Raw genomic sequence first — 24,906 nt, 5'->3', positions numbered from 1 at the left:
CGCTGCAGCACGGCAAAATGTGAGGTCGCTTCTCAACATTTAGGTGAGCCAATCGTCGCCCCGGGAATAGGACTCGAGGATGCGCTGAATTCGCTCCACCGCCGCGTCGCTCAGCGCCGGATTCGGGGTCACGCTGGTCCAGGCATCCACGATCACGTCTCCGTAGTTGTGACCGTGACCGGCCGGGACGCTTTCCCCAAGCAACATATCAACAAACACTTGGATGCCGGTGATGCCTGGCATCCACCGCATGTACCTGCTCACATCAGGCGCCCGCTGGTCGCCAAGCCATTCTGGGGCCTGCCACAGTAGTGTCGGGCTGAGCCAGGTAACGGGGTCGGTCGCATGCTGTAGATAGGCAACGCGTGGCTGTTCCCATTTGCCAGGCAGCGCGTCGAAATCCCCTCGTTGCGAGAGCCAGCGGACGGTCAACCCGTCATCAAGAACGGGCTGCCAAAGCGGACTTTCCTCGTCTCGTGTTTGGTTAAGGGATTTCCAGAGCGGGGTTGCGTTTGGCGTTCCGACGTAGACGGCACCAGACGTGCGTGTGGTCACCTCGTCCACGCTTGAGAAGACCGATTGCGCGCCGTGCGAGCCGAGACTGAGCCCGTACGAGAACAGTTGGGGACGGCTATCCGTTGGAAGCGTCTCCCACTCGGCATACACCGCGTCGAACAACGCGGTGCTCGCTGCAACCGGGAGATCCTGGTCAAAGAGGAATGAGACCCAGCTGGGGGTGAAGGCGTACTGCATTGAGACTATGGCGGTATCTCCACTGCCGACGTATTCAAAGGCGTCAACGGTCTGTGGTTCAAGCCAGCCAGAACCGGTTGGCGTTGCAACAAGCAACGATGCCCGTTCGAAAGCCCCCGTTCGTTTGAGCTCGTTAACTGCGATGGCGGCCCGCTCCTTGAGGGTTTCGCCCTGTGCCTCGCCAACGTAGACGCGGACGGGATCACGGGCGGGCAGCTCGGTTATTGCTGAGATTTCGAGCTTGCTCGGGCCGCCGCCGATGAATGTTCGGCCCCACGAGCCAAGATCGGCCCAATTCACGGCTGACTCTGCACCGGCCGACCGATATGTTGACAGCGGTTCAGCAATTGCTGGGTCGACGTCCGCGTTTCGCTGCGCATAGATCAGGTTGATGCCGCCGAGCACACCAAACACGAGCACGCCGTACGCAACAAGCCACACAGCGGCGCCGGTTGCGAGCACGCCGAGCGGTTTGCTCACACGCGCACCAACCTTGCGAGCAAGGCGCTTGTTGAGGAGGCGGTTGAGTCGCCCGATGAGGTTTCCGATGCCAAAGAGCACAGCCGCCACAACCACCGTGCTCAGCAGGAACATCCCGATGTCAACACCGCCGAGCGGCGGCATGTCAACGTGTGCGCGGACATCGTTCTGCCACACGAGACTCCTCCAGCTGAGGACGGGCGTCGCGAGTATGAGTCCGATACCAAGGGAGATCCAGAGCCAGCGGCGTGACGTTGCGCCGAGGCGCAGAGATCGGAGAAGGGGTAGAGCCGTCGAGACATGCCCGAGCCAGCTTCCCAACCCATACGCCAGGGCAACGCTGATGCCAGCGACGAGTCCCTGGAGGACGGCTGTGCGGGGGACGAGCGAGGGGGTGAGCGAAAGCGCAAGTGCGATGCTGGCGAGCAGTACGCCCGTAAAACTGACACGGGCGCGCAGCCAGCTATGCATCGCCGCTCACGCCGGCAGGAACGGTCACGACCGAGCGGTGGGCCGTAGCGATTGCTTGCTCGATCGGCTGACCGTTCATCATCGCAAGGGCGAGGCCTGCGGTAAAGATATCACCGGCCCCGACAGGGGAAACCTGCTCGCCGGGCGCAAGGGGTTGCGTCGGGATGGAGCGCAGGCCCGAGCTATCAACAAGCGTTGCGCCATGCTTGTTCTGGGTGACAACGAAGCTGGTTGAGGGGGATTCCCTATGCCACGCCTGTGCCTGAGCGACGGCATCCGGATAATCCTCATCAGAGAACACAACGAGGTCGACAAATCGAATAAGCTCACCAGCGCTGACAAATTCGCCCTGAGAAACGAGGCCGTTCTCATCAAACCGGCGCATGTAGCCCTGCGGCATGAGAATCGTGAGCGCATCAGGTTTGGCGAGCTTGAGCACCTCGCCAACGTAGTCGTGCGGTAGCGCCGGCGTCAGCGGCGCGATGACAAGAACGTCGGCGGTCGAAATGGCGTTCTTGGCGTCTCCACACAGCGGCTGGGGCGTGTTCTCTTCGGCTCCGTGGCAATACTGAACCCTGCGATCGTCCACAACGATATTTTCGTAGCGCAGCGTTGCGCCGCTGCGCGCCGGACCAGCGAGCACGAGCCCATCCGCGAAGGGAAGAAAATCATCGGCATAGGACGCCACGATGGTTGGCACGACGTGGTGATTCCGTCGCAGGTAATGCGACATGTAGGCGGTCGACGAGCCCCACGTGAGTGAGTGGACTCCGTCGATGACGTTTTCGTCGATACACACGTCGCCGACGAGGGTCATACTTGGGCTGGTGGATGCCGGCTGCGCGCCGGACGCTGTGAACTGTGTCATGAGGTAGCTCTCAGCCTAATCCGTGCTGTGTTCGTCGGCGAATTGAGCTGCCGCTGTTGTCAACCGGTGGCTTGTCCGATAGTGCTGGGGCGTCTCGCCAATGACCGAGGCGAAGTCTCTCGTAAAATGCGATTGGTCAGCGTACCCAACGCTGAGCGCGAGGTCGGCAAGATGCACCGTAGAATCCGTTCTGAGCAGGTGTGCCGCTTCTTGCAGCCTGAAGCGGCTAATAACCCATTTGGGACTCACCCCGATGTGGCTGAGCACGAGCCGCTGTAGCGACCTGGTTGAGCATCCTTCTCGTTCTGCGAGCAGCTCAACCCGTGTCATGCTGTGATCGTCGCGGGCCAAATCCACAATGCGATTCACCCGTTCGCGATCACGGCGGACCTCGACGCTGTGGAGTTCTGTTCTCGCGCGAAACCAGGCGTTCATGAGGTCTATGCAATGGTCGAGGTGCGGATGGGCTGCGCGAATGGCCGTCGTGAGGGCGACCCCGTCAGCGGTTTCCAGCGCAACTGCGCCCTCGTTCACGGTGGCCGGCGCACGCCCAGAGTGGCCGAGCGCGCTGAGGATGCCAGGCCCAGCTCCCGGACGCAGCAGTACCCCGACCGCCCAGCCGGTGCCGTCAAGGCGCCGGGTTGAGAGACCGGTCACCACGCCGTAGAGGGCAGACTCCGCTGGTTCGACGACGAGATTGAAGGCAGGATACTGAATGATCCGCTGCTCAATGACCTCATCATCCGGAAGCGCCCAGGTCGGCAGCCAAAAGTTTTCGACGATGTCGGCAAGGTCATCGGGCGCGGCGACTCGGGTGAGCGAAAACGGGCTGGTCCCATGATCGGGTGTCAGTAGCCCCTTGCCTGTCTTGTGCCAGTTCTGTCGCATTTGTTCAAGAATACGATGTGCCGAGATCGTAGCGTAGCGGTATGGAACCAATTATCTACACCATTTATATTGCCGCAACGCCAGACCGAATCTGGCAGGCGTTCATCAACGATGAGGATGTTCGGGCCGTCTGGTGGGGCTGCACCCTCCAGACGTCGCTTCAGCCTGGCGAACCGTATGCCTACGTTGGGCCAGGGGCTGACGGCGATCAGACCGTGCACGTCACCGGCGAGATCCTCGAAGCTGTTCCGTCCGAACGATTGGTGATGACGGAACGTCCCGGACCGTCATATAACCCTGAGGGCGAAGAACGAACGAGTCGCATGACCTTTACCATCGCGCCTGTGACAAGTCATATCTCGACCCTGACGGTTGTGAATGACAACTGGAGCGATGGGCATCCCGGCTACGAGGAAACCAAATCAACGTGGCCGCTGTTGTTCGGAAGCGTGAAGTCGTATATCGAGACGGGCAACGCCTTCTCCTTCGAGGAATAGGGCCTGTTCCTGCGGCTACCAGCGGCGAATCTTGTCGAGTTGGCCACTGGTGCACAGCGAATTCACAGCGCTATGCTGACTGTTAAGCGGCCGCATTCGATGGCCATTGGTTCGGGGGGTTCCTCATGATTACTGACGACACATCAATCTTCACGCTCATGCAGCAGAACAGCTGGGTCTCGATCATCGTTTACATTGTCCTTGCAATCGGACTGTGGCGAGTCTTTACGAAGGCTGGCGAACCCGGCTGGGCCGCCATCATTCCAATCGTGAACGTCTATTACCTGCTCAAAATTGGCGGTAAGGCGTGGTGGTGGTTGTTGCTCCTGCTGATCCCGATTGTCAACATCATCCTCTCGATCGTTCTTGCCATCTCTGTTGGACGCAACTTCGAAAAGGGCGGGGCGTTCTCGTTCTTCCTGCTGTGGCTGTTCGCTCCAATCGGATACCTGATCCTCGGGTTCGGAAGCTCAACGTACCGACGCGTGAATTAGTGCTGCATCCCCGCGTCGACGTTAATGCTGCGCGGGGCATCATCAACATCCTTGCGATCAACAATCGTGTACTGACCCATCATGCCCTGGTCTTCGTGCCAGAGCAGATGGCAGTGGTACATGTAGGGAAGATCGGGGTCGGTGTAGTCACCAAAGGTCACGGCGAGGTTTGCGGTCTGACCGGCAGGAAGCAGCACGGTGTCCTTCCAACCCTGCAGATACGCGGGCGGCTCGGCATTTTCGATTGAGAGGATGCGGAACCGCGCGTTGTGAACGTGGAAGTTGTGCACCTGCGAGTGAATATTTCGCACCATCCACGTCTCGTATGCACCTGCCGCGAGCACGTGATCGATGCGCTTCATATCCATGGCTTTGCCATTGATGAGCGTTCCGCTGAGCTCAAAGCGACGGCTTTCTTGAATAGTCGCGGATGCGATCGATGCAAACAGGTTGTCCTCGATGAGCGTCAACGGGAGGGGAACGGCAGGGGTCAGTGTTGCTGCTGCGACGACCTGCAGGAGGTCGAGGGTATCGTTGGCGCCTGCCCCGTCCGACATTGCCTTGCCCATCCGCAGGTCCTGTGGATGCGAGCGAAGTATAACGGTTTCGCCGGCGCTTCCGTCGAACAGAATCTCGACCCGCTCGCCGGGGGAGAGCAGCACTCGATCCGTTGTCTGCGGCTTCCGCAGGAGGCCACTGTCGGTCGCGATCACGGTGATGTCTTGGTCGTTGGACCATCCAAGATTGTAGACCCGGGCGCTCGACCCGTTGAGAATGCGCAGTCTGGTTCGTTCCGACGCGACGGTGAGCACCGGACCGATTGCGCCGTTGACAAGTATGGTGTCACCAACCAGACCAGAAACCGCCCGGTCAGGCGTCGCAAACGTTCCGTTGCTCTCGAAGCTTCGATCTTGTAGCACGACGGGGATATCGTCAACGCCGTACTCGTGCGGAAGCTCGGCTGGGTCGTCCGTATCATCGAGAATGAACAGCCCCGCGAGGCCGTGCTGCACGTGTGCTTCGGTTTGGCCATGCGGATGTGGGTGATACCAAACGGTCGCGCTCGGTTGCTCGACCGTCCACTCAGCCGTCCATGAGTCGCCAGGATGGATGGTCTGGTGCGGGCCCCCATCCATCGCAGCGGGCAGCTTCATGCCGTGCCAGTGCACGGTTGTTGCCTCTGGCAGGTTGTTTGCTACTTTGACGCGAACTGTTTCGCCCGTCGTTGCTCGCAGCGTCGGGCCGAGAAATGCGCCGTTGTAGCCCCAGGTCGGGGTGGACTTTCCCGCAATGAATTCGCTCGTACCCGTCTTCGCCTCAAGCGCAAACGTCCGGATACCGTTGGCCACTGTCGACTCTGCAATCGGGGGGATCGGCAGTGGCGTCAGAAAATCGACCTTACCGACGGTGTCGATGGGCGCTCGGTCGTTAAACGTTGTACACGCGGTGAGCTGCGGGACGCCGAGAATAGCGACGGCTGCAGAGGAAGCCAGAAGTGTGCGGCGCGAGATGGATGCGGTCATGACAGATCAACGTCCTTGCGGAAGGTGGGCGGGGGAGCGGCTCGACCACCATTGGCGCACAGCCTTGACTCGACTCTACCTCTCCTGACACCCGCACAAAAGTTCGGAAATCGTGTGCATGACCGGTGCTTAACGAGAAAATCGGGCCGCCGCGCATCAGCGCGGGCGACCCGATTCGAGCGTTAGCTCAAAATTCGCAACCTACAGGGGGCGAATGTTCTCTGCCTGAGGTCCCTTGGGGCCACGGGCGGTGTCGAACTCAACCTTCTGGTTCTCTTCGAGCGAGCGGTATCCGCTTGCAGCGATGGCTGAGTAGTGAGCGAAGACGTCGGGGGTTCCGTCGTCAGGGGCGATGAATCCGAAGCCCTTTTCAGAGTCGAACCATTTCACGGTGCCTGTAGGCATGTGTTTCTCTTTTCTTTATGTGTTCCGTCTCGGTCTTCGAGACGGTTTGCCGCGGTGATTCCGGTGTTCCTGGGTGCGACATCTCGCTGCTCCGTGAGGAGGGTAGAGGGCCAGCACCGGTCGAATGACGGTGATAACGCGACTTCACCAACGGTGCGGTTGACTGCTGAAGCCGGATGGCTTGGCGAGCACCACTGTGTCGGTGAGACTGTGGGGCGCAAACGTGGCCGTGAAGAGGAACGAGCTGGCAGCACATGACTGCGTGCTGAAGGATTCCTGATCATCGGTCGGCCAGATCAGCGCGATGAGTTCGTGTTGGTCACGCCGAGTGGCGAGACGGTACGAAACGAACGGTGGGGATACGAGTAAGAATATGAATTAATTTCTGAGGACTTGCCCGGTGCGGCGGGGTAAGCCTCGTTATGAGTGGAGCCTGCTAGCGGCGTGTTATCCATGACCATGCACATTCAGTCGGGGCCGCGAGGCAAACGATCTATCTGTTGTTCAGCGTAGCACGCCGGGCCCTGTTTTCCGCAGAACTTTTTTGAATCCATTGTTCCAAAGGGACATTGGGGCGATGTTAGGGCTTGACCAGGCTGTAGCTGCAGCGGAAACCAACCGACGACGACGCGCCGAATCCCGTGTAGGAATACGTGATTGGGAGCGGCCTGCCGGTTTCTGCTGGCGTGAGCGTAATAATCGGCAATGGCTTGCCGGTTATCGACGTCTGGAATCGTCCGAAGTCGTCAACAAGCGGGCCATTGCGGAACTGCACGCGGTACTGGTCGCCTGCCGCGAGTGGTGTTGCCGCCGAACCGGCTGGCTTCGCCTCGTCAGCAGTGACCCAACCCGCAAACCAGAAGTCAGCCGTGAAATCTCGATTATCGGCCGGTGCGAACTTCTCGTTCCAGACGTACTCCGCTTTCTCGGATCTCGCGGGGTCTGAGCTGAAGTACCGGCTGCGCATGCGCTCCGGTGTAATAACCTGCGACGTGCCATCCTTGGGGCCGCCAGACCAGAAGATCGTGATCGACTCGATGCGCGAAGGTACCCAGCTTGGGCGAACCGCGTGATGCTGAGGAGTGTCCTTATCAACCGTGGCGGGGCCAAGATCGCTCACAACGAAGGAAAGCGGCAGTGGTCCGTAGACGGTCAGCTTGCCGGTCGTATCGTCATCGATGGCTACGCAGCGGCCGGGAACACTGTTGTCGTAGTTTTCTCGCCAGATCTGGCGGAGGATGCCACTGACCTTGTCTTTGCCACCCGACGCGTTTGGGGCGGCAAACGAGATGCGGTGACCGTACTGTGAACGCCCTACGCGGTCGAGGGGGCGTGAACTTGCGGCGGCGCTCACGGGCGCCTGTACTGATTTGCCAGCGGGCAGTCAAACGGGTCGCGGGCTGAGAGTCCTACCCTGTTGAGGTAGTCGATGACGATGCTATAAGACTTGATAAGGGTTGTCTCCGTGTAGGGGATTTCAATGTTCGCGCAATGCTCACGAACAATTTCTCGCGCGCGGGCCAGATGTGGCCTTGGCATGCTGGGAAAGAGGTGGTGCTCGATCTGGTAGTTGAGTCCGCCCATGAAGGTGCTCATGGGAAAACCACCACTGATATTGCGAGAGGTAAGAACCTGCTTGCTGAGGAAGTCGAGTTTAGCGCCCTTTTCGATGAGTGGCATGCCTTTGTGGTTTGGAGCGAAGGATGCACCCATGTAGAGGCCAAAGACGGCGACCTGAACGCCGAGGAACGCTGCGGCCATGCCGAGCGGCAAGAACCACATAACGACGGCAACATACGCAATGAGGCGGACGCCAATCATAATGAGTTCGCCGGTGCGTCCTGGCGTTTCGCGGGCCTGGATGAGTGACTTGAGTGAGAGGAAATGGAGGTTCAAACCTTCAAGCAGCAGCAGGGGGAAAAACAGGTATCCCTGGCGGCGCGTCAGTGCGCCGAGAAAACCTTTTTGTTGTGAAGCATCTTCTTCGATAAATGAAATCGTGTCGATTTCGATGTCTGGGTCTTTGCCAACCGTGTTCGGGTTGGCGTGGTGCTTGGTGTGCTTTGTCATCCACCAGCTGTAACTGATCCCAACGACACCTGCGGCAAGGATGCGACCTACTCGGTCGTTGACGGGACCCGATGCAAACACCTGCCGGTGGGATGCTTCGTGGGTGATAAAGGCAAACTGCGTCATGATGATGCCGATTGCCGCCGCGATGAGCAGCTGAAACCAGGAATCTCCGAGGAGGATGAATCCGGCGATGGCGCCGCCGAGGGCAACGGTCAGAATGGCAAACATCGTGACGTAGAAGCCGACGCGACGCCGGAGCAGGCCGGCCTCTCGGATGGTTTTCATGAGCGCACTGTAGCTGTTTGTATTGCCTGCGCCGGTTCCGAGTCGCGGTTGCGTGAGTCGGAGTTGACCAATGAGGGTCGGTTGAGTCATGAGGGCCCTTTGAGCTGGATGTCGGTTCGACTTCTCAGCCGCGTAGGGAGCAGATGCTCAAGATTCAGATGCCCCCATCCTACGCGCCGAGGCTGTGAGTACGGCTATATATCGCCCGTCCCATATCGGTGTCAAAAAACGTCAAATTTAACAAACCCTCAAATCTTGGCCAATAATCTCCTCAATTTGGGGGTTGCGTTGCCAAAAACCGTCCTAACGTTGGTGCTATGAGCGCAGTAGAGCTAGAAATTCATCGCAAATGCAATGAAGCAGAACAGTACCTGGTTGTCGTGAAGCAGGCGTTCCACAACGCTGAAGCCAGCATCGCGCAGTACCAGCGAGCAATCGGATGGTTTGAGCACGTACGCGAGAACTACCGTGAGCTCACGGGCAAGACCTTCGTGGCTGTCCGGGCCTAAATACCAAGGCGAAGGCCATCACTGTTGATGGCGTCGCCTCCCCGATCACCGACCCGCACGGTGAGTGTTCCTGTTTGTTTGGCCGTGGTGTCCGAACGAGTAGCACACGCTCATCGTGGGGGTCGGTTCTTTTGTTAACCGAAGGGCATGCCGATCACTCGATCAGGCACGGCCCGAGACTCGGCTGAAACCGAAACCGAAACTGAGGCCGAGGCCGAGGCCGAGGCCGAGACCGAGACCGAGGCCGAAACCGAGACCTGAACCGAGCGCGCCAGACTGCCGCAAGCAGGCCAAGACCGCCCGTGGTTGACTCACCCCGGCCATGGACCGAGCGGACACGAACGACGACCGTGCCGCAATTCACGCCGTTTTACCTCGACTCGGCGCTCAGCCGGGCATCCTCAGCCGTGCGTCCTCAGCCGTGGGTCTTCAAACGTGGGTCGCTCAGCCGTGCGTATCTCAGCCGTGCGTCTTACAGCTCGCTGCGGGGGATTGACGCGGTGATGAGGGTCCCGTCTGCCCTGCGGTTGTCGCGGAGGTCACGCTGGGTCGGAGCACCGCTCGTGCGCGGGCCGTGATGCAATAGATCGACCGTCACTGGGGACTCCGGCCTGACCGTCACCGATTCGCCTCTGACGCTGACCGTGACCCCATCGCCGTCTTCTACGGTGAACCGAATTGATTCGGCGGTGACCGTCACTCGGAGCCGAGCGCCCTTGAGCGTGAGACGGAACGTGAGTTCTTGCCAGCCCGCTGGGAGTCGTGGGTCGAACGTGATTTCGCCGTTGTAGTCGCGCATGCCCCCGAAGCCAGAGACGAGGGCGCTCCAGACGCCGCCGGTTGACGCAACGTGAACGCCGTCGGAGGTATTTTGGTGCAGGTCGGCGAGGTCAACAAAGAGGCCGTCGTGGAAATACTGCAGCGCGAGCTCGTGGTAGCCAACCTCAGCGGCCATGATTGACTGCACAACAGCGGAAAGTGTTGAGTCGCCCGTCGTGATTGGGTCGTAGTACTCAAAGTCTGCGATTTTCTGGTCCGCCGTGAAGTAGTTGCCCTGCAGGAACAGCGCGAGCACCACATCGGCCTGCTTGAGCACCTGGAAACGGTAGATGACGAGGGGATGGAAGTGCAGGAGAAGCGGGCGCTTCTCTGGCGGCGTGCGTTCTAGATCCCACATTTCGCGCTCAAGAAACTGCGCGTCTTGTGGGTGGATGCCAAGTCGCTCGTCATACGGAATGGTCATCGCGTTTGCGGCACGCTGCCACTCTCGTATTTCTTCTGGCTCGAGTTCAAGGCGCGCAACCATGCTCCGGAACTCGTCTGGGCGAATGGTTTCGAGGCGGGTGACGGTATCAACCGCATACTGCAGGTTGAACTTAGCCATCGAGTTGGTAAACATGTTGTCGTTGACAACCGTGGTGTATTCGTCTGGGCCCGTCACCCCGTGGATGTGGAATGCTTCATCGCCCCCGTGTCGCCAGAATCCGAGGTCAGCCCACATTCGCGCGGTCTCGACCACAATATCGACGCCTTCGCGGGCAAGGAAATCATCGTCTCCCGTTGCCGCCACGTATTTTGCAAGGGCGTAGGTGATGTCTGCATCGATATGGAACTGCGCCGTGCCGGCGGCGTAATAGGCGGATGCCTCTTCGCCGTTGATCGTGCGCCAGGGGAAGAGCGCGCCGCGTTCGTTGAGCTCGATGGCGCGTCGACGCGCGGCCGGCAACATGTTGTAGCGGAATCTCAACGCGTTGCGGGCAAAGCGGGGGGAGGTGTACGTGAGGTACGGAAGCACGTAGACCTCGGTGTCCCAGAAGTAGTGCCCGCTGTAGCCGCTGCCGGTCAGGCCCTTTGCCGGGATGCCGGAGCCCTCGGCTCGCGCGGATGCCTGCGCGAGTTGGAACAGGTTCCAACGGACGGCCTGCTGCACCGCGGGCTGCCCCGGAATCTCGATGTCTGAGCGCAGCCAATAGTCGGCGAGCCATTCGCTCTGCTTTACAAATTGCAGCTCGATGCCCTCTGTCTCGACTCGGTCGAGTGTGCGACGGCAACGGTCAACGAGCTCGCGGGCTGGCACGCCGCCTGAGGAGTGGTATGAGACCACCTTGGTCACCGAAATGGTGTGCCCCTCACGAGCCTGGACGCGGTAAACATGCTTCGCAATGTCGCCGTCGATCGAGGTTTTTTCGACAACTTCGGATGACGCGGCTACGTAGTGGTCTGCGGCAACCGCGACGGTCATACCGGAGCGGGCAACTTTGTAACTCAGGACTGATCGGCTGCCGTCTTGCCAGTAGGTCTGGGGATGCAGCACCCTGTCTGTGAAATCGTTGGTTTTGCGGGGATCAAAGTCGGTGCCCGAGGCTTTGGTCGTGGCGCCGTACTCGTCCTTGCCATCTTGCCGGTTGAGCAACTGGCACGAGATTGCAATGGGGGCGTCACCCTCAAGCATCGTGACTTCAAACGTGAGCACGGCCAAGTGCCGCTCGGCAAATGACACCATTCGCTGTGACCTGATGAGCACTTTTTTGCCGGACGGTGTTTGCCAGATCATGCTGCGGCGGAGCACACCATCGGCAAAGTTGAGTGTGCGGTCGTAATGCAGCATCTCTGCGTCGCTGAGGTTGAACGGTTCGTCGTCGACATAGAGACGGATGGTTTTGGCATCTGGTGCGTTGACGATGGTCTGCCCAACCTGAGCGAAGCCGTATGCCTGCTCGGCGTGCAGAATAGGCCAGGTCTCGTGCAGCCCGTTAATAAACGTGCCGTGGGAATAGCTGTTGCGGCCCTCTTCGTGATTGCCGCGCATGCCGAGGTAGCCGTTGCCAACCGAAAAGAGCGTTTCGCTGCGGCCGAGATCGCTCTCGTCGAAGATTTTTTCGGTGAGTTCCCACTCGTTTACGGGGTAGCGGGAGCGGTTGAGGAAATGTTCTGGCGCCATGTTCGCGCTGTTTGGGACGACGTTCACAGCGTCTCGCTTTCTGACGGTGAGGCATAAGTGCATTCGGCAAGGTCTGACACGACCACGTTGGCCCCCGCGGCAACAAGAGCATCGTGGCCAACGCCTCGATCGACGCCAACAACAAGACCAAAGTGCCCTGCCGCGCCAGCAGCGACGCCGGAAAGAGCATCTTCAACAACGACTGCCCGCGCTGGGGCGACTCCGAGCAGCACCGCTGCTCTGAGGAAGGTGTCTGGCGCTGGCTTGCCTTGGATGCCTTCGTGGGCCGCAACGGCCCCGTCAACCACAGCACGGAAACGGTCGCGAAGTCCGGCAGCGGCAAGAACGGATTCGGCATTTTGCGAACTCGACACAACGGCGAGCGGAGTGCCTGCCGCAGCGAGTTGATCTAGGAGCGCAAGCGAACCGGGGTATGGAGTCACCCCATCGCGGGTCAGGATACTCGTGAACTCAACGTTTTTGCGATTGCCAAGGCCACACACCGTGTTCGCGGTAGGGGCATCGTTTGGGGTGCCCCATGGGAGCTGGATGCCGCGAGAGGCGAGCAGGCTCGCGACCCCCTCGTAACGTGGTTTGCCGTCAACATACACAAAGTAATCATTCTCGGTGTAGGTGCTCGCAACGTTCTGTTCGGCGAAGTAGTGGGTAAATAGGGCGTCCCAGGCGCGCATATGCACGTCGGCAGTTGGGGTAAGCACGCCATCCAGGTCAAACAGGATCGCATCGTATTCGCTGAGATCAGTCATTCATTAACGATAGGGCCTTTCGCCTGAATATTTGAGGGAGAGCCATATCTGTTGATGAGCTCGTAACCAAAGGACCCTGTGGAATAGATGGATACTCGCGCAAACTTCCGCGTGTTGGCGCTTGTTGAGCCAACACATCCGCGACCTCGGCCGATCTGAACTTCCGCCGATGGCTGAAACGACAGCGTTGCGGCCATCGACGGTTGCCGCGATTAGTGGTCGTGAGCCGGCTGAGAGCCAAGCGTCGACAAAAATAGGATCTCGGCGAGGACCGAGCGCTCAATTTCGTCAACAACGACGCGTTCGTTTGGGGCATGGATGTTGCTGAAACCGTCGGTCGCGCCAAACAACAAAACCTCTGCTCCTGGGACAGCCTGCTGCAGGGAGTTGACGAGCGGGATTGACCCCCCGGCTGCCGCGGTTGTTGCCGGAGTTTCAAACGCTTCGGTGAGGGCCGCACTGAGCGCAGTGTAAGCGGGCCCGTCCGTTTTTGCCGCGAATCCATTTCCAGCCTCGCCCGCTACAACCGTGAGAGACACCCCAAACGGCTTGAGATTCTCGAGGTGCGTCACGAGCGCCTGCTGGGCTTCGACCGCATTCTGCTCTGGGTGAACCCGCAGGTTGATCCGCGCCCGCGCGTGGGCCGCAACCGCGTTGAGTGAGGTATCAACAGAGGCAACGTCAATGCCGATGACGCTCACGGCTGGCCCTGACCAGATTCGCGAGCCGAGCCCGCCCGTTCCGAATGGCTCGACGCCAGGCAGGATCTCCGCAAGCTCGCGGAACTCGTCGTCGGTGTACGTGGTGCCAGCCCATTCATTGCGGAGCAGGCCGGCGACGGCAACGTTGCCGTCGGCATCGTGAAGGGAAGACAACGCGTGTAGGAGCACGATAACGGCGTCGGGAGCCGCGCCGCCGAACAGACCGCTGTGTTTGGGGCTCGCGAGTGTGTTGACCTCAACATCCACCGCAGCCGAGCCGCGCAGCGCGACGGTTACCGTGGGGACGCCAGGACGAATGTTGCCAACATCGGCAATGATCATTGCGTCAGCCGCAAAGCGCTCCGGCGCGGATGGTGGATAGGAATCGAAGTCGCTGCCAAATTCTTCTTGGCCCTCGACCACAATCTTGAGCGTGACCGGAGGCTTGCCCTCAAAGTAACGGAGTGCGCCAAGGTGCAGCATGAGGTTCGCCTTCGAATCCGCAGAACCTCGACCAATAATGATGTCTCGGCCCGCCTCGTCCTTTGCATCAATAGCGCTGAAGGCCGGCGTCTTCCACGCCGAGGGGTCGCCCTCAGGCACGACGTCATAGTGGGTGTAGAGCAGCACCGTAGGGGACCCCTCCGGCCCAGGAATCGTGGCAAAAACAGCCGGCGATGTGTCGGGGAGACGGATAGATTCAACGTCGGATGCGCCTGCCTCAGATAACAGCTCAACGACCAAATCGTGAGCGGCCAGAACCGGCTCCGTGGGAAAACCGGGGAACGCAACGGACGGAATCTCTACGTAGCGACGCAAATCGTCGAGCAACCTTGGCATGAGCTCAGCTACGGCGGCCCTGACGGATTCTACGTTGTTGGTTGGTTCAGTCATCGTCTGGTCCTTCGTTGTGGATGCTCGGTGAGGTCGATCGCAGAATATCACGCAATGTGCCACGTAACTGTTGGTCAAGTGGCGCTGGGCTGTAGTGTCATTATTTATGAGCGACGTCACCATCACACTGGTCATTTTGGTGTTAGCCGTTGTCACCTTCGTCTGGAATAAGTTCCCCGTCGGAATCGTCGCGCTAGCGGTTTCGCTTGCGCTGTATTTCACTGGTGTGCTCAATCTCAGCGAGTCATTCTCCGGGTTTTCCGATCCGACCATCATCCTTATCGCGTCGCTCTTTGTGGTGAGCGAGGGGCTTGACGCGAGCGGTATTACGACGTGGGCCGGGCAGCAAGTCATTGCGCGTGCGGGGAAATCTCGGGGGCGCCTGCTCATCCTCATGATGTCCGTCGTCGCGTTTCTTACTGCGCTTATTAGCGTGAATGGTGCCGTAGCAGCGCTTCTGCCGATGGTTGTTGTTGTAGCGGTCAGGCTCGGACGCTCGCCGTCTCAACTGCTCATGCCGCTTGCCTTTGGTGCGCATGCCGGGTCGCTCCTCACACTTACTGGCTCGCCAGTGAACGTGCTCATCTCCGAGGCGGCAGAGCAAGCACCCGGTGGGCGGGCAATCGGATTTTTTGAATTTGCGCTCGTGGGTGTGCCCCTGTTGATCGGCAGCATCCTGATCGTGGTGTTCTTCGGCGAAAAACTCTTGCCAACCCGTACCGCGCGTATGCTGCCGCGAGATCTGAGCAAACACTCGGAAGACTTGCTCGCTCACTATCTAGCAACCGACGAGCTCTGGCATCTGCAGATCCCGTCGGCGTCGCCCCTCATCGGCACGCAGCCGTCTTCCCTCGAGGTGCAGGAGTACCAGGGGGTTTCCTTGGTCGCAGTGAAGACACGGGCAGGAAGCCCAATGCGAAGTGACGAGCTCAAGGCGTACGACACGCTCGTGCTGCGAGGACCAAAAGCGAGCCTTACCGCGTTTTTCGAGGCGCATCAGCTTGAGCGGCTTGGCTCGGCAAACGGCCTGATTACCGAGTCGCACGGTGTCGCCGAAGTGCTTGTTGCGCCTCGGTCGCGCATGGTTGGGGAAACGGTTTTCCCCGGAATGGTCACCGACAGCGGCGAGCTCGTTGTCCTCGCGGTCCAGCGGGCAGGTGCCGAGATTGAGGAATCGGAATTTGTCGAGGGTCAGGTCATCCTTGCCCCTGGGGATGCGCTGCTCGTGCAGGGCACCTGGGCTGCCCTTGACGAGCACACGGTTGACGACAACGTTCTCATCGTTGACGAGCCGGACTCCATCCGACGCCAAACGGTGCCACTCGGACGCACCGCGCGCACCGCCATGATTATCACCGGCCTCATGATCGTCTTGCTCACGACGGGCCTCCTTCCACCCGCAGTTGTGACGCTGCTCGCTGCCATCGCGATGGTCCTGTTTCGCGTTGTCTCGGTTGAGAAAGCGCACCGTTCGATTTCCTGGACCACGCTCATCCTTGTTGCCGGCATGATCCCGCTGTCGGTCGCGATCTCGTCGACCGGCGCTGCCGAGCTCATCGCGCATCAGGTGGTGGATCTGATTGGCGGCTACGGGCCGAATATTGTGTTGCTCGGCTTGTTCCTACTGACGGCCATCCTCGGGCAGCTCATTAGCAATACCGCGACCGCCCTTGTGCTCATTCCCATCGCCGTTTCGGTTGCCACAGAGTTGTCCCTTTCTCCGATGCCACTGCTCGTCGCCGTGTGTGTTGCGGCCTCGGCCTCATTCCTGACACCGGTGGCGACACCGGCCAACATGATGGTCATGCAACCCGCCGGGTACCGATTTGGAGACTACTGGAAACTTGGGCTCCCGCTGCTCGGCCTCTACGGCATTGTTGCGGTGCTTCTGGTGCCCATCATCTGGCCGTTTTAGCGGTTATCAGCGGATACCTCGCGGTCTGAGAGATCAGGACGAGTGGCGATTGGCTATCCAGCGACGAAGCTGCTTTCGCGACAGGAGCACTCCGAGCACCCCGATGATCCAGATCGGGTAATACACGAGCATCGCGTGTCGGAACGCATCGCGGCTATAGAGATCAGGCGTGCCTGCACCCTGCAGGTCGAGGGCAAGGCCAAACAGGAAGAGCGCGATGATCGTGGCGATAAACCCAGCCGAGTTGATGAGCCCAGATGCGCTACCGAGTCGGTGTGCCGGCGTGAACTGCTGGGCAAAATCAAAGCCGATGAGTGATCCAGGTCCGCCGATTGCAAACGTGAGCATGAGCGTGCACATGAGCCAGAGTGGGGCCTGCGTTGGCCAAAACATGAGCGTGGTCCAGACCACGACCTGAATGCTGACGATGCCAAGGACCACGTACGAGCGCCGCATTGGATGCCGCGAGACCACGCGCGCAGTCAACATGCTGAAAACGAGGCTCGCGCCGATGAGCAGGACGTACATGCTCGCGGCCGTACTCTGGCTGAGTCCTTCGCCGGCCATCATAAACGGATAGCCCCAGAGCAGGGTGAAGGTTGAGCCGGCAAACGGAGTGACAAAGTGCGTCCAAAATCCGAGCCGCGTTGCCGGATGCCGCCAACTCTCGGGGATCCCTCGAAGCGCGGCCCTGAACGATGCGACCGGGCCGGTTGGGGCGCTGCCGATGGGGGAGTTGTAGACCGCGACAACGGCAAGCAGAATTGACAGCGCCAGCACCGCGGTGAGCCCAAGATACGCCGTTGTCCAGCCAAACGCGTTGAGCGCGGCGACCAGCGGGATGATGCTCAGAATCTGGCCAAACTGGCCGAGCATGCCCGTCGCTTGGGTGAGGATCGGGATGCGGCGGCTCGGGAACCACGCAGGGATAAGCCGAATGACGCTAATGAACGTCATCGCGTCGCCCGCGCCGACGAGGCCCCTCGCCAGAATTGCCGTGCCCGTCTCGGTAGCAAGCGCAAGGATAAATTGCCCGGCGGTCATGAGCACGGCGCCGCTAATGATGAGGGCACGCGCTCCAAAACGGTCAACAAGGATGCCAACGGGAACCTGCATTGCGGCATAGACAACGAGTTGGAGTACCGCGAAGCTCGAAAGCGTTGTGGAGTCAATGCCAAAGCGTTCGGCGGCGTTGATGCCAGTAGCCGACAGCGAGGTTCGCGAGAAGACGGCGATGATGTAGCAAAGAATCGCAGATCCCCAGACCAACCACGGTCGCCAGGAACCCGACTGTGCGCGGGAGGCGAAGGATGGCCGGGTATTTCTCATAACTGCTGCTGAGCCTACTCCTGCTTGGTCACGCTGCGGTTGATGGCGTAACGAAGTGTCTCAAGCCCAACACCACCAATGCCGAGTGCCGTGCTGTGGAAATCACGGATGGTGCCGGTCCCGCTGGCGAGATACGTGTCTCGGAGCTCTTCCCAGATGCGCTGGCCAACCGAATACGACGGGGCCTGCCCGGGCCAACCGCAGTAGCGGTTGACCTCGAACCTCAGGGAGCCCTCACTCTGCGCCGCGTTGTCCCGCATGAAATTGAGCGCGTAGTCGTAGTCCCACGTGCCGTTTCCGTCGGGCCGCTTGAGCTGCAAGTGCAGGCCGATGTCGAGCACAACCCGTGCCGCGCGCATCCGCTGGCCATCAAGCATTCCAAGACGGTCGCCAGGGTCGCTGAGATAACCGAGGGAATCCATGAGTCGCTCGGCATAGAGGGCCCATCCTTCGCCGTGCCCGCTGGTCCAGTTGGCGAGTCGCCGCCACCGGTTGAGTTGTGGGCCCGTTACTGTCTGGGCGAGTTGCAGATGATGCCCAGGGACGCCTTCGTGATACACGGTCGTGAGCTCGCGCCAGGTGGTGAACTCGGTTTCGTTTGGCGGAACTGACCACCACATCTGGCCTGGCCTGCTCAGATCAGCGCTCGGCGGGGTGTAGTAGATGCCGCCCGTTTGGGTTGGCGCAATCACGCACTCAAGGCGGCGGATGCCCTCGTCAATGTGAAAGTGCTCAGCGCCCAGCTCTGATACCGCGCGGTCTGAGGTGCGCTGCATCCAGTCGCGGAGGGCATCGGTGCCGTGCAGTTGACGCGACGGGTCGTTATCAAGATGCTCAATAGCATCGGCGATGGATGCCCCGTGGAGTATCTGCTGCGCGGTGGCTTGCTGCTCGCGGATGATGGAGTCGAGCTGTTGCCTGCCCCACTCGTACGTTTCTTCGAGGTCGATGGTCGCGCCAAGAAAGCTTCGCGATGCGATTTCGTAGTGTTCTCGGCCGACAGCATCTGTCTCAGAAGCGTGAGGCGCGAGCGAGTCGGTCAGAAACGTAGCAAGGGCCTGATATGAGCTTGCCGCCCGCTGTGCGCCGGCCTCGAGATCTGCCTGAAGACTGCGAGGGACGTACTCGCCTGCCCGTGCCGCGAGGTCGGCAAAGAACCCATGTTGAGAGCCCCAGTCGGCTGCCTGCTCGCCGGCGTACAACGCTTGGCGTCGCGCGGGAACGACTCCTTGGTTGATTCCGCTGCTGAGCGTTTCACGGTAACCGTTGACGGCATCGGGGACCCGATTGAGGCGCTGCGAAATGGCCTGCCAATGCTCTGCCGTTTCTGAGGGCATGAGATCGAAAACGTCGCGGATGTTCTGCACGGGCGAGGCGATATTGTTGACGTCTCGAAGCGCGAGGTTTGCAGCCGCGCTGTCGTTGATATCGGCAAAGACCCGACGAAGCTCGAGGGCCGTGATCGTGTCAACGGGGTCGGAAGTACCTGCGATGCGAGCACGTTCGATTGCGGAGTCGAGCTCGTGCGAGGCGCGAGCCGCCGCCGCCGTGAACGCGGCCGTTCCGGCGGGGGAGTAGTCGGGATACTCGTCAAGAGCGCCAGGCAGCCCAAGGTGCACCCGAAGGGAGGGATCGTGCTCGACCATGGTGTCGAGCCAACGTTCGGCAACCTCGTCTATGGGGCTGCTGCGATGGATGCCGTCGGCTGCGTCTGCGATCTCAGTCATGCTTCGACCGTAGTACAGACCTCCGTCATCCTGATGAGCGGATGCGTGCGCACGGCGAGCATCCGCTCATTCGCTCATCAAGGAGACTGTTAGAGCGGGCGAACGCTCTGCGCCTGCAGCCCGCGGGGGCCGACACCAGCCTCGTACTCAACTTTTTGGTTTTCGTCGAGTGAACGGAAGCCGTCCATCGTAATGGCCTTGTAGTGAGCAAAGACCTCTTCTGTTCCGTCATCGGGGGTAATGAAGCCGTAGCCTTTTTCTGCGCTAAACCATTTGACTGTTCCGGTTGACATGCGTGTGATTCCTTTGACTCAGTTTGGCCGATGTCTGGTTGCTCCCACCAACGGTATGGAGCTGCTGACAACGTGTTCAACGGCTACGGTATGCGCCTCATGCTCCAGAACTGTGTCGGGAATGTTAACGGCAGATCACACGGCTCGTGACTGGGAATACCCTACGAAATTGGCGTAACGGCAAAAGTAAATCTCCTGTAGCGTTAGTAGGAAGTACTGGGGGGACTGACGGGTCTCGAAAGACCCGGGAATGTTCGACATGTGACACAACGGCAGGAAGTTTCAAGTGACCGACAACACACCCGCAAGCGACAACACCGATTCAACAGCCAAATTTGGTGAAGAACTCAGTGCACTTGTTGGCGCCCTCAACTCGGAACTCGGCGCAGAGGAGAAAGAGGCTGTTGCGGCCCTGCCCTCCGGCTCTGCCCTGCTTGTCGTTCGCCGTGGCCCAGATACGGGAGCCCGCTTCCTGCTTGACAGCGATTCGACGGTTGCCGGACGTCACCCGGAGGTCGACATCTTTCTCGATGATGTGACGGTCTCCCGCAAACACGCCGCGTTCACACGAGACGGCAAATCGTTCAGTGTCTCCGACCTCAACTCGCTCAACGGCACCTTCTGCGACGGCGTTCGCATCGAGGGATCCGTCCCACTCGTTGATGGCGCAGAGGTGCAGGTTGGCAAGTTCAAGCTCACCTTCTACGCTTCGCGTCGTGACCTCGTTCGAGAAGAAGGACGATAGGTGGTTTCGGCGTCAGCGCGCCACGACGCGGATGATCAGGGTCGGCTGCTTGGCATCGGCCAGGTGCTCACGAAGCTGAGCCCGGAGTTTCCAGACCTCACGCCTTCAAAGCTTCGCTTCCTTGAGGAGCAGGGCCTTGTGCTGCCGTCGCGCACCAAATCTGGCTATCGCAAGTTCTCGTCGACCGATGTTGATCGCCTTCGACTGATTCTGACGATGCAGCGTGATCACTATTTGCCGCTCAAGGTTATTTGTGCCTACCTGACCGATCTTGATGCAGGCAAGGAACCCGTGTTTCCTGGTGGAACAGGGGCGCCTCCCGCATCCATCCTCCCAGTTCGCCGTGTCCTGACGCGCGAGGTCATCGTGCGCGAGGCCGGGGCGTCGACGCATCTCTTGAATGACGCCGTGAGTTCTGGCTTGCTGCCTGCCCTCGAATCGTTTAAAGACGACCACCTTGCCGTCTTGAAAGCACTTGTTTCGTTGCAGCAGCTTGGCATTGAGCCTCGACACCTTCGGTCGATTCGTGCTGCTGCCGAGCGAGAGGTTGACCTCATCGAGTCAGCCCTTGTTCCGGTAAAACGCGGTGGAGATGGTGTGAGCCGCGCCCGGGCGACCGAAATGGCCACAGAAATAGTGGGGCACCTTGAGGTGGTTCGGGGTAACATTATGCGAACGGCACTGAACCGATAAATCGGCCAGAATTCAGACCCTCATCGGGGTCAATATTCGACCGCATCGCAAAGTTCAAACTTTCAATTGAAGGTTTAGACACGACACGCCGGATCAAAACTGCGGATGTCGTTGATGACGGTCACCCAAGCCGATAACGTTGAACCGTGCCACTCGCCGAGTGGTCGACAGCAGGCAATGAGAGGACACGGAATGAGCGAACAAACCCCTGGAGGGGCGCCTCGTTACGATAACGGTCTTCTCTTTACCGATGGTCTTCCCGATCCCGAAGAGGGCGGCGGATACCGCGGCGCTGTTGCGGCCCGCGCGGCAGGCATCACCTACCGTCAGCTTGACTACTGGGCCCGCACTGAGCTTGTTCAGCCAACCGTGCAGAGCGCCTCAGGCTCTGGCACGCAGCGCCTGTACGGCTTCCGTGACATCCTCGTCCTCAAGCTGGTCAAGCGCCTGCTCGATACCGGGATTTCGCTTCAGCAGATTCGTACGGCTGTTGAACAGCTTCACGAAGCAGGCGTCCACGATCTTGCACAGACCACACTCATGAGCGATGGCGCCAGCGTGTACCTCTGCACCTCAAACGATGAGGTTATTGACCTCGTGAGCCGCGGTCAGGGCGTATTTGGCATTGCGGTAGGAAAAGTCCTGCGCGAGGTTGAGATCAGTCTTGTTGACCTCAACGAGCACCGTGAAGACCCTATGGATGAGCTTTCCGTTCGCCGGGCGTCGCGCAAGAAGATTTCCTAACTCGCTGTGCTGCCGGCCACCCCGGCAATCGCGAATCCGTGGCCCTTTGGGTCTGACTCAGTCAGTGAGTTGGAGCCATGGGGCCACTGTTCTGTGTGGTGACTGCGCGTCCGGTCCGCATCGGCATAAGCAAATAATGGCCTGAGTATCCCGCTCAGTTATGAGTCGGAATACTCAGGCCAATGTCGCGCTGACGCCCGGTGCTGGGTCAGCTGTTAGGAATCCTGGTTCTCCTCGACATGGATGTCGGTGGATGAGCCGCCTGCGGCGTCCTCGTCAAGATCGTCTGATCCCGCCTGTGAAGCAGGCTGAGCGACGACGGTTGGGGCGGGGCTAGCGGGAGCCGCTGAGCGCGGGGCTCCTGAGTGCGACGTGCGAACGGAGCCATCGTCGGCCATGTCAGCCGAGCGCATAACCCGATCGAGGATCTGGTCGAAGTAGCCGGCCATCTCCTGAGCGTTCTCGCCAGGCCAGATGTGTACGGGCTTTGCCGCACCCTGAGCTTGCTGCAATGAGGTGCGCTCTGGGAGCTGCGGGTTGAGCACGAGGGGACCAAACATCTCACGCATCTCGCGGATGCGGAACTGATGCTCCATCGACTGAGGTCGGGCGCGGTTCACGACGATGCCGAGGGGCTGCAGACGAGGGCTGAGTCCGCGGCGGATTTCCTCGATAGCGCGAAGGGCCCGGTCGGCCGCTGAAACGGAGAAGAGGCCTGGCTCGGTTACCACGAGCACGCGGTCGCTAGCTGCCCACGCTGTGCGAGTGAGGGCGTTAAGCGATGGCGCACAGTCAACGAGTACCAGATCGTATTCGGACTCGATGTTGGCGAGGGCTTCTTCGAGCTTCCAGATATCGCGCACGCTGGGGTGCGGGCCGTCGAAGTTGATTGCGGCAGGGCTGCCGATGAGCACGTCTACGGTGCCCTCGTGGTTTTTGGTCCACCCGCTGGGCGCGATCGCATCGCGAACCGTCTTCTCTCGAGGGTTCTCGAGCACATCGGCGATGTTTCCGTGGCCGGTGATGTCGATGTCCATGCCTGTTGAGACATCGGACTGTGGGTCGAGATCTACGACGAGCGTACGCAATCCGCGTGAGAAGGCCGCCGAGGCTAGGCCAAGCGTCACGGTCGTCTTGCCGACTCCGCCTTTAAGGGAACTAATACTCAGAACATGCACCAGACAAGCGTAGCGCCCCAACCTGATCAAGTGCTAATGGATTCGGGGACTACTTCGCAGGTGATTGAGGGCTGGCTCTCAGGTGCATCCGTTCTCCCTGCGGACCAAAGAGGCTCAGGAATTCAACGCCATCATGATCTGCTGGCCCAAACCAGTGCGGTGTGCGCGTGTCGAACTCAGCGGCTTCGCCCGCAGGGAGGACAAGGTCGTGTTCGCCGAGGACGAGGCGAAGGTTTCCGCGAAGCACATACATCCATTCGTAGCCGTCATGAACTTGGGTATGGGGTGTGGTTGGCAGGGTTCCAGCCGGGATGACGTGTTTGAACGCTTGGAGTCCGGTTGCCCCCTTGCTGAGGGGGAGCACGGTCATGCCGTGGCGGGAGATGGGTTTGATGTGGATGCGCGGGTCTCCCGTTGCAGGGGCGTCGACGAGGTCGTCAAGCGGTACCCCGAATTCCCGTGCGAGCGGGAGGAGGAGCTCGAGGTTTGCGCGGCGCTGGCCGGACTCGAGGCGAGAAAGCGTGCTCACTGAGATTCCGGTGGTGTCGGCAAGCTCGGCAAGGGTGAGGTGTCGCGACGTTCGCATTGCTCGGATGCGAGGCCCAACAGCGTCGAGAACGTCATCAATGGTCGTGATCATGGTTCGAGACTCGCATGTATTTGCCAATACGGCAAATGTTGTTGCCAAAGTGAATATTTCGGGAAACCATGAGATATCTACCAACTGCTAACCCGCTGGAGAAGAACATGATGACTACATCCGACCCAACCGCCGCATCCAACGCCGCGACCCATGCGGCATCCGCTGACGTAATTGTTGTTGGCGGAGGGCCAGCAGGGCTCAGCGCTGCCATCGCACTTGGCCGCTCCCGTCGCAGCGTGATTGTTGTTGATGCGGGCCAGCCGCGCAATGCGAGGGCGCACGGGGCACACAACTTCTTGACACGCGACGGGGAGTCGCCCCTACGTATCCTCGAATTGGGGAGAGACGAGGCGGCGCGCTACGGCGTTACCATCGTAAACGGGGCCGTTTCCGGAGTCGCGGGGTCGGTCGGCTCGTTCACGGTTGCGACCGAAGCTGGGGATACCTACGTTGGGCGCCGAATCATCATCGCTTCTGGCATCGTCGATTCGCTGCCGGATATTGCTGGACTCGCCGAGCGCTGGGGGATTGACGCAATCCACTGCCCCTACTGCCACGGCTGGGAAGTTCGGGACAAAACGATTGCTGTGATTGCGACGAGTCCGTTATCGATGCACCAGGCGACGCTGTTCCGTCAGTGGACTGAGCATCTCATCCTGCTTGAAAACGAGCAGTTCGTGCCAATGGGAGAGGACGCGTTGGCGCTCGAGGCGCGTGGGACGCGCCGGGTCGCTGGCAAGGTCGCGTCGCTGCGAGTTGAGCAAGACGCCCTCACTGGCGTTGTCATGGAAGACGGTTCCGTTGTGCCCGTTGACGCCGTTGTGGTTGCCTCGCAGTCGGTCGCTGATTCGGCAGCAATTCGCGACCTTGGCATTCCTCTCGCCATCAACCCAATGGGAACCTTCATCGAGACGGAGCTTGGCGGACGCACGAGCATCCCCGGTGTTTGGGCGGCTGGAAATGTCACGGATCTTGGGGCGCAGGTTGTGACCTCCGCAGGCGCTGGCCTCATGGCGGGTGCCCACGTAAACATGGATCTCATTCAGGAGGAAACCCGAGAAGCAATAGCCCGTATCGCCCAATAACCTGC

At 60.0% G+C, this 24,906-nt stretch carries 23 protein-coding genes; 8 read left to right on the top strand and 15 right to left on the bottom strand.

The features are described 5' to 3' along the window. Positions 1-39 precede the first annotated feature (39 nt). From FHX76_RS04975 to FHX76_RS04965, 3 genes are read right to left on the bottom strand one after another with little or no spacing between them, the layout of a single operon-like run. Positions 40-1,704, bottom strand: a complete 1,665-nt coding sequence (locus FHX76_RS04975) for an alpha/beta hydrolase (protein ID WP_167148487.1) — start codon at positions 1,702-1,704, stop codon at positions 40-42. Next, positions 1,697-2,572 (bottom strand): carbohydrate kinase family protein, encoded by an 876-nt coding sequence (locus tag FHX76_RS04970; RefSeq protein ID WP_167148484.1) that lies wholly within the window; start codon positions 2,570-2,572, stop codon positions 1,697-1,699. Before FHX76_RS04970 ends, FHX76_RS04975 begins: the two co-directional genes overlap by 8 nt. 15 nt (positions 2,573-2,587) lie before the next feature. Next, positions 2,588-3,460 (bottom strand): helix-turn-helix domain-containing protein, encoded by an 873-nt coding sequence (locus tag FHX76_RS04965; RefSeq protein WP_167148482.1) that lies wholly within the window; start codon positions 3,458-3,460, stop codon positions 2,588-2,590. A gap of 41 nt (positions 3,461-3,501) precedes the next feature. Here FHX76_RS04965 and FHX76_RS04960 point away from each other — a divergent pair, with 41 nt between their 5' ends. Then, on the top strand, positions 3,502-3,957 hold the full coding sequence (locus FHX76_RS04960; protein WP_167148480.1) for an SRPBCC domain-containing protein: 456 nt from the start codon (positions 3,502-3,504) through the stop codon (positions 3,955-3,957). Positions 3,958-4,082: 125 nt separating this feature from the next. Continuing rightward, the gene (locus FHX76_RS04955) at positions 4,083-4,451 is read left to right on the top strand and encodes a DUF5684 domain-containing protein (RefSeq protein WP_167148478.1); all 369 of its coding nucleotides are present in this window, start codon (positions 4,083-4,085) and stop codon (positions 4,449-4,451) included. Here the strand turns inward: FHX76_RS04955 and FHX76_RS04950 are convergent. From FHX76_RS04950 to FHX76_RS04935, 4 genes are all read right to left on the bottom strand, one after another. Continuing rightward, a complete protein-coding gene (locus FHX76_RS04950; RefSeq protein ID WP_167148476.1) occupies positions 4,448-5,974 on the bottom strand; it encodes a multicopper oxidase family protein in 1,527 nt (508 codons plus the stop codon). The two genes, FHX76_RS04955 and FHX76_RS04950, sit on opposite strands and share 4 nt — an antisense overlap. A 201-nt stretch (positions 5,975-6,175) precedes the next feature. Then, the gene (locus FHX76_RS04945; RefSeq protein WP_167148474.1) at positions 6,176-6,379 is read right to left on the bottom strand and encodes a cold-shock protein; all 204 of its coding nucleotides are present in this window, start codon (positions 6,377-6,379) and stop codon (positions 6,176-6,178) included. Positions 6,380-6,959: 580 nt separating this feature from the next. After that, positions 6,960-7,733 carry a hypothetical protein gene (locus FHX76_RS04940; RefSeq protein WP_167148472.1) on the bottom strand — a complete coding sequence of 258 codons (774 nt, stop codon included), beginning with the start codon at positions 7,731-7,733 and terminating at the stop codon, positions 6,960-6,962. Then, a complete protein-coding gene (locus FHX76_RS04935) occupies positions 7,730-8,827 on the bottom strand; it encodes a fatty acid desaturase family protein (protein ID WP_167148470.1) in 1,098 nt (365 codons plus the stop codon). Before FHX76_RS04935 ends, FHX76_RS04940 begins: the two co-directional genes overlap by 4 nt. Positions 8,828-9,054: 227 nt before the next feature. On the opposite strand from FHX76_RS04935, the gene FHX76_RS04930 reads away from it, so the two are divergent. Beyond that, complete coding sequence (locus FHX76_RS04930) at positions 9,055-9,246, top strand: hypothetical protein (RefSeq protein WP_167148467.1); 192 nt, start codon at positions 9,055-9,057, stop codon at positions 9,244-9,246. A 472-nt stretch (positions 9,247-9,718) separates the two neighbouring features. On the opposite strand, the gene FHX76_RS04925 is transcribed toward FHX76_RS04930, so the two are convergent. The 3 genes from FHX76_RS04925 to FHX76_RS04915 all read right to left on the bottom strand — a co-directional run bounded on the left by FHX76_RS04925 (position 9,719) and on the right by FHX76_RS04915 (position 14,549). Further along, on the bottom strand, positions 9,719-12,187 hold the full coding sequence (locus tag FHX76_RS04925; protein ID WP_167150357.1) for a glycoside hydrolase family 65 protein: 2,469 nt from the start codon (positions 12,185-12,187) through the stop codon (positions 9,719-9,721). 23 nt (positions 12,188-12,210) lie between these two features. Next, entirely contained in the window at positions 12,211-12,954 is a 744-nt protein-coding gene (locus tag FHX76_RS04920; RefSeq protein WP_167148465.1) for an HAD family hydrolase, read from the bottom strand. Positions 12,955-13,166: 212 nt separating this feature from the next. After that, on the bottom strand, positions 13,167-14,549 hold the full coding sequence (locus FHX76_RS04915; RefSeq protein ID WP_167148463.1) for a M20/M25/M40 family metallo-hydrolase: 1,383 nt from the start codon (positions 14,547-14,549) through the stop codon (positions 13,167-13,169). Between the two features lie 106 nt (positions 14,550-14,655). Between FHX76_RS04915 and FHX76_RS04910 the strand changes: the two genes are divergently transcribed. Continuing rightward, entirely contained in the window at positions 14,656-16,464 is a 1,809-nt protein-coding gene (locus FHX76_RS04910) for an SLC13 family permease (RefSeq protein ID WP_167148461.1), read from the top strand. 33 nt (positions 16,465-16,497) lie between these two features. Here FHX76_RS04910 and FHX76_RS04905 read toward each other — a convergent pair whose 3' ends face one another. The 3 genes from FHX76_RS04905 to FHX76_RS04895 form a co-directional block, all read right to left on the bottom strand. Continuing rightward, complete coding sequence (locus tag FHX76_RS04905) at positions 16,498-17,793, bottom strand: MFS transporter (protein WP_167148459.1); 1,296 nt, start codon at positions 17,791-17,793, stop codon at positions 16,498-16,500. Positions 17,794-17,807: 14 nt separating this feature from the next. After that, entirely contained in the window at positions 17,808-19,520 is a 1,713-nt protein-coding gene (locus tag FHX76_RS04900; RefSeq protein WP_167148457.1) for a DUF885 domain-containing protein, read from the bottom strand. An 89-nt stretch (positions 19,521-19,609) separates the two neighbouring features. Continuing rightward, positions 19,610-19,813: a cold-shock protein gene (locus tag FHX76_RS04895; RefSeq protein ID WP_167148455.1), complete on the bottom strand. Its 204-nt coding sequence runs from the start codon at positions 19,811-19,813 to the stop codon at positions 19,610-19,612. 286 nt (positions 19,814-20,099) lie between these two features. Between FHX76_RS04895 and FHX76_RS04890 the strand changes: the two genes are divergently transcribed. The 3 genes from FHX76_RS04890 (at position 20,100) to FHX76_RS04880 (ending at position 21,995) form a co-directional block, all read left to right on the top strand. Next, the gene (locus FHX76_RS04890; protein ID WP_167148453.1) at positions 20,100-20,558 is read left to right on the top strand and encodes an FHA domain-containing protein; all 459 of its coding nucleotides are present in this window, start codon (positions 20,100-20,102) and stop codon (positions 20,556-20,558) included. Then, a complete protein-coding gene (gene ftsR, locus FHX76_RS04885; RefSeq protein ID WP_167148451.1) occupies positions 20,559-21,251 on the top strand; it encodes a transcriptional regulator FtsR in 693 nt (230 codons plus the stop codon). 192 nt (positions 21,252-21,443) lie between these two features. Next, positions 21,444-21,995: a MerR family transcriptional regulator gene (locus FHX76_RS04880; RefSeq protein WP_167148449.1), complete on the top strand. Its 552-nt coding sequence runs from the start codon at positions 21,444-21,446 to the stop codon at positions 21,993-21,995. Between the two features lie 215 nt (positions 21,996-22,210). On the opposite strand, the gene FHX76_RS04875 is transcribed toward FHX76_RS04880, so the two are convergent. Both FHX76_RS04875 and FHX76_RS04870 read right to left on the bottom strand, forming a co-directional pair. Further along, the gene (locus FHX76_RS04875; RefSeq protein WP_167148447.1) at positions 22,211-23,173 is read right to left on the bottom strand and encodes a ParA family protein; all 963 of its coding nucleotides are present in this window, start codon (positions 23,171-23,173) and stop codon (positions 22,211-22,213) included. 49 nt (positions 23,174-23,222) lie between these two features. Next, on the bottom strand, positions 23,223-23,813 hold the full coding sequence (locus FHX76_RS04870) for a helix-turn-helix domain-containing protein (RefSeq protein ID WP_167148445.1): 591 nt from the start codon (positions 23,811-23,813) through the stop codon (positions 23,223-23,225). Positions 23,814-23,920: 107 nt separating this feature from the next. On the opposite strand from FHX76_RS04870, the gene FHX76_RS04865 reads away from it, so the two are divergent. Beyond that, on the top strand, positions 23,921-24,901 hold the full coding sequence (locus FHX76_RS04865; RefSeq protein WP_243848582.1) for an NAD(P)/FAD-dependent oxidoreductase: 981 nt from the start codon (positions 23,921-23,923) through the stop codon (positions 24,899-24,901). Positions 24,902-24,906: the final 5 nt, after the last annotated feature.

The organism is Lysinibacter cavernae, from assembly GCF_011758565.1.
Classification (GTDB): Bacteria; Actinomycetota; Actinomycetes; order Actinomycetales; family Microbacteriaceae; genus Lysinibacter; species Lysinibacter cavernae.
The sequence above is the reverse complement of the archived record's forward strand: the minus strand, read 5'-3'. Positions and strand labels throughout refer to the sequence as shown.

What these genes read in the sequence shown, in the direction of transcription:
- FHX76_RS04965 (WP_167148482.1), bottom strand. Translation starts at nt 3,460, where the DNA reads ATGCGACAGAACTGGCACAAGACAGGCAAGGGGCTACTGACACCCGAT.
- FHX76_RS04955 (WP_167148478.1), top strand. Translation starts at nt 4,083, where the DNA reads ATGATTACTGACGACACATCAATCTTCACGCTCATGCAGCAGAACAGC.
- FHX76_RS04865 (WP_243848582.1), top strand. Translation starts at nt 23,921, where the DNA reads ATGATGACTACATCCGACCCAACCGCCGCATCCAACGCCGCGACCCAT.
- FHX76_RS04935 (WP_167148470.1), bottom strand. Translation starts at nt 8,827, where the DNA reads ATGACTCAACCGACCCTCATTGGTCAACTCCGACTCACGCAACCGCGA.
- FHX76_RS04950 (WP_167148476.1), bottom strand. Translation starts at nt 5,974, where the DNA reads ATGACCGCATCCATCTCGCGCCGCACACTTCTGGCTTCCTCTGCAGCC.
- FHX76_RS04915 (WP_167148463.1), bottom strand. Translation starts at nt 14,549, where the DNA reads ATGACTGAACCAACCAACAACGTAGAATCCGTCAGGGCCGCCGTAGCT.
- FHX76_RS04960 (WP_167148480.1), top strand. Translation starts at nt 3,502, where the DNA reads ATGGAACCAATTATCTACACCATTTATATTGCCGCAACGCCAGACCGA.
- FHX76_RS04905 (WP_167148459.1), bottom strand. Translation starts at nt 17,793, where the DNA reads ATGAGAAATACCCGGCCATCCTTCGCCTCCCGCGCACAGTCGGGTTCC.
- FHX76_RS04900 (WP_167148457.1), bottom strand. Translation starts at nt 19,520, where the DNA reads ATGACTGAGATCGCAGACGCAGCCGACGGCATCCATCGCAGCAGCCCC.
- FHX76_RS04880 (WP_167148449.1), top strand. Translation starts at nt 21,444, where the DNA reads ATGAGCGAACAAACCCCTGGAGGGGCGCCTCGTTACGATAACGGTCTT.
- FHX76_RS04930 (WP_167148467.1), top strand. Translation starts at nt 9,055, where the DNA reads ATGAGCGCAGTAGAGCTAGAAATTCATCGCAAATGCAATGAAGCAGAA.
- FHX76_RS04975 (WP_167148487.1), bottom strand. Translation starts at nt 1,704, where the DNA reads ATGCATAGCTGGCTGCGCGCCCGTGTCAGTTTTACGGGCGTACTGCTC.
- FHX76_RS04910 (WP_167148461.1), top strand. Translation starts at nt 14,656, where the DNA reads ATGAGCGACGTCACCATCACACTGGTCATTTTGGTGTTAGCCGTTGTC.
- FHX76_RS04870 (WP_167148445.1), bottom strand. Translation starts at nt 23,813, where the DNA reads ATGATCACGACCATTGATGACGTTCTCGACGCTGTTGGGCCTCGCATC.
- FHX76_RS04920 (WP_167148465.1), bottom strand. Translation starts at nt 12,954, where the DNA reads ATGACTGATCTCAGCGAATACGATGCGATCCTGTTTGACCTGGATGGC.
- FHX76_RS04895 (WP_167148455.1), bottom strand. Translation starts at nt 19,813, where the DNA reads ATGTCAACCGGAACAGTCAAATGGTTTAGCGCAGAAAAAGGCTACGGC.
- FHX76_RS04970 (WP_167148484.1), bottom strand. Translation starts at nt 2,572, where the DNA reads ATGACACAGTTCACAGCGTCCGGCGCGCAGCCGGCATCCACCAGCCCA.
- FHX76_RS04925 (WP_167150357.1), bottom strand. Translation starts at nt 12,187, where the DNA reads ATGGCGCCAGAACATTTCCTCAACCGCTCCCGCTACCCCGTAAACGAG.
- FHX76_RS04945 (WP_167148474.1), bottom strand. Translation starts at nt 6,379, where the DNA reads ATGCCTACAGGCACCGTGAAATGGTTCGACTCTGAAAAGGGCTTCGGA.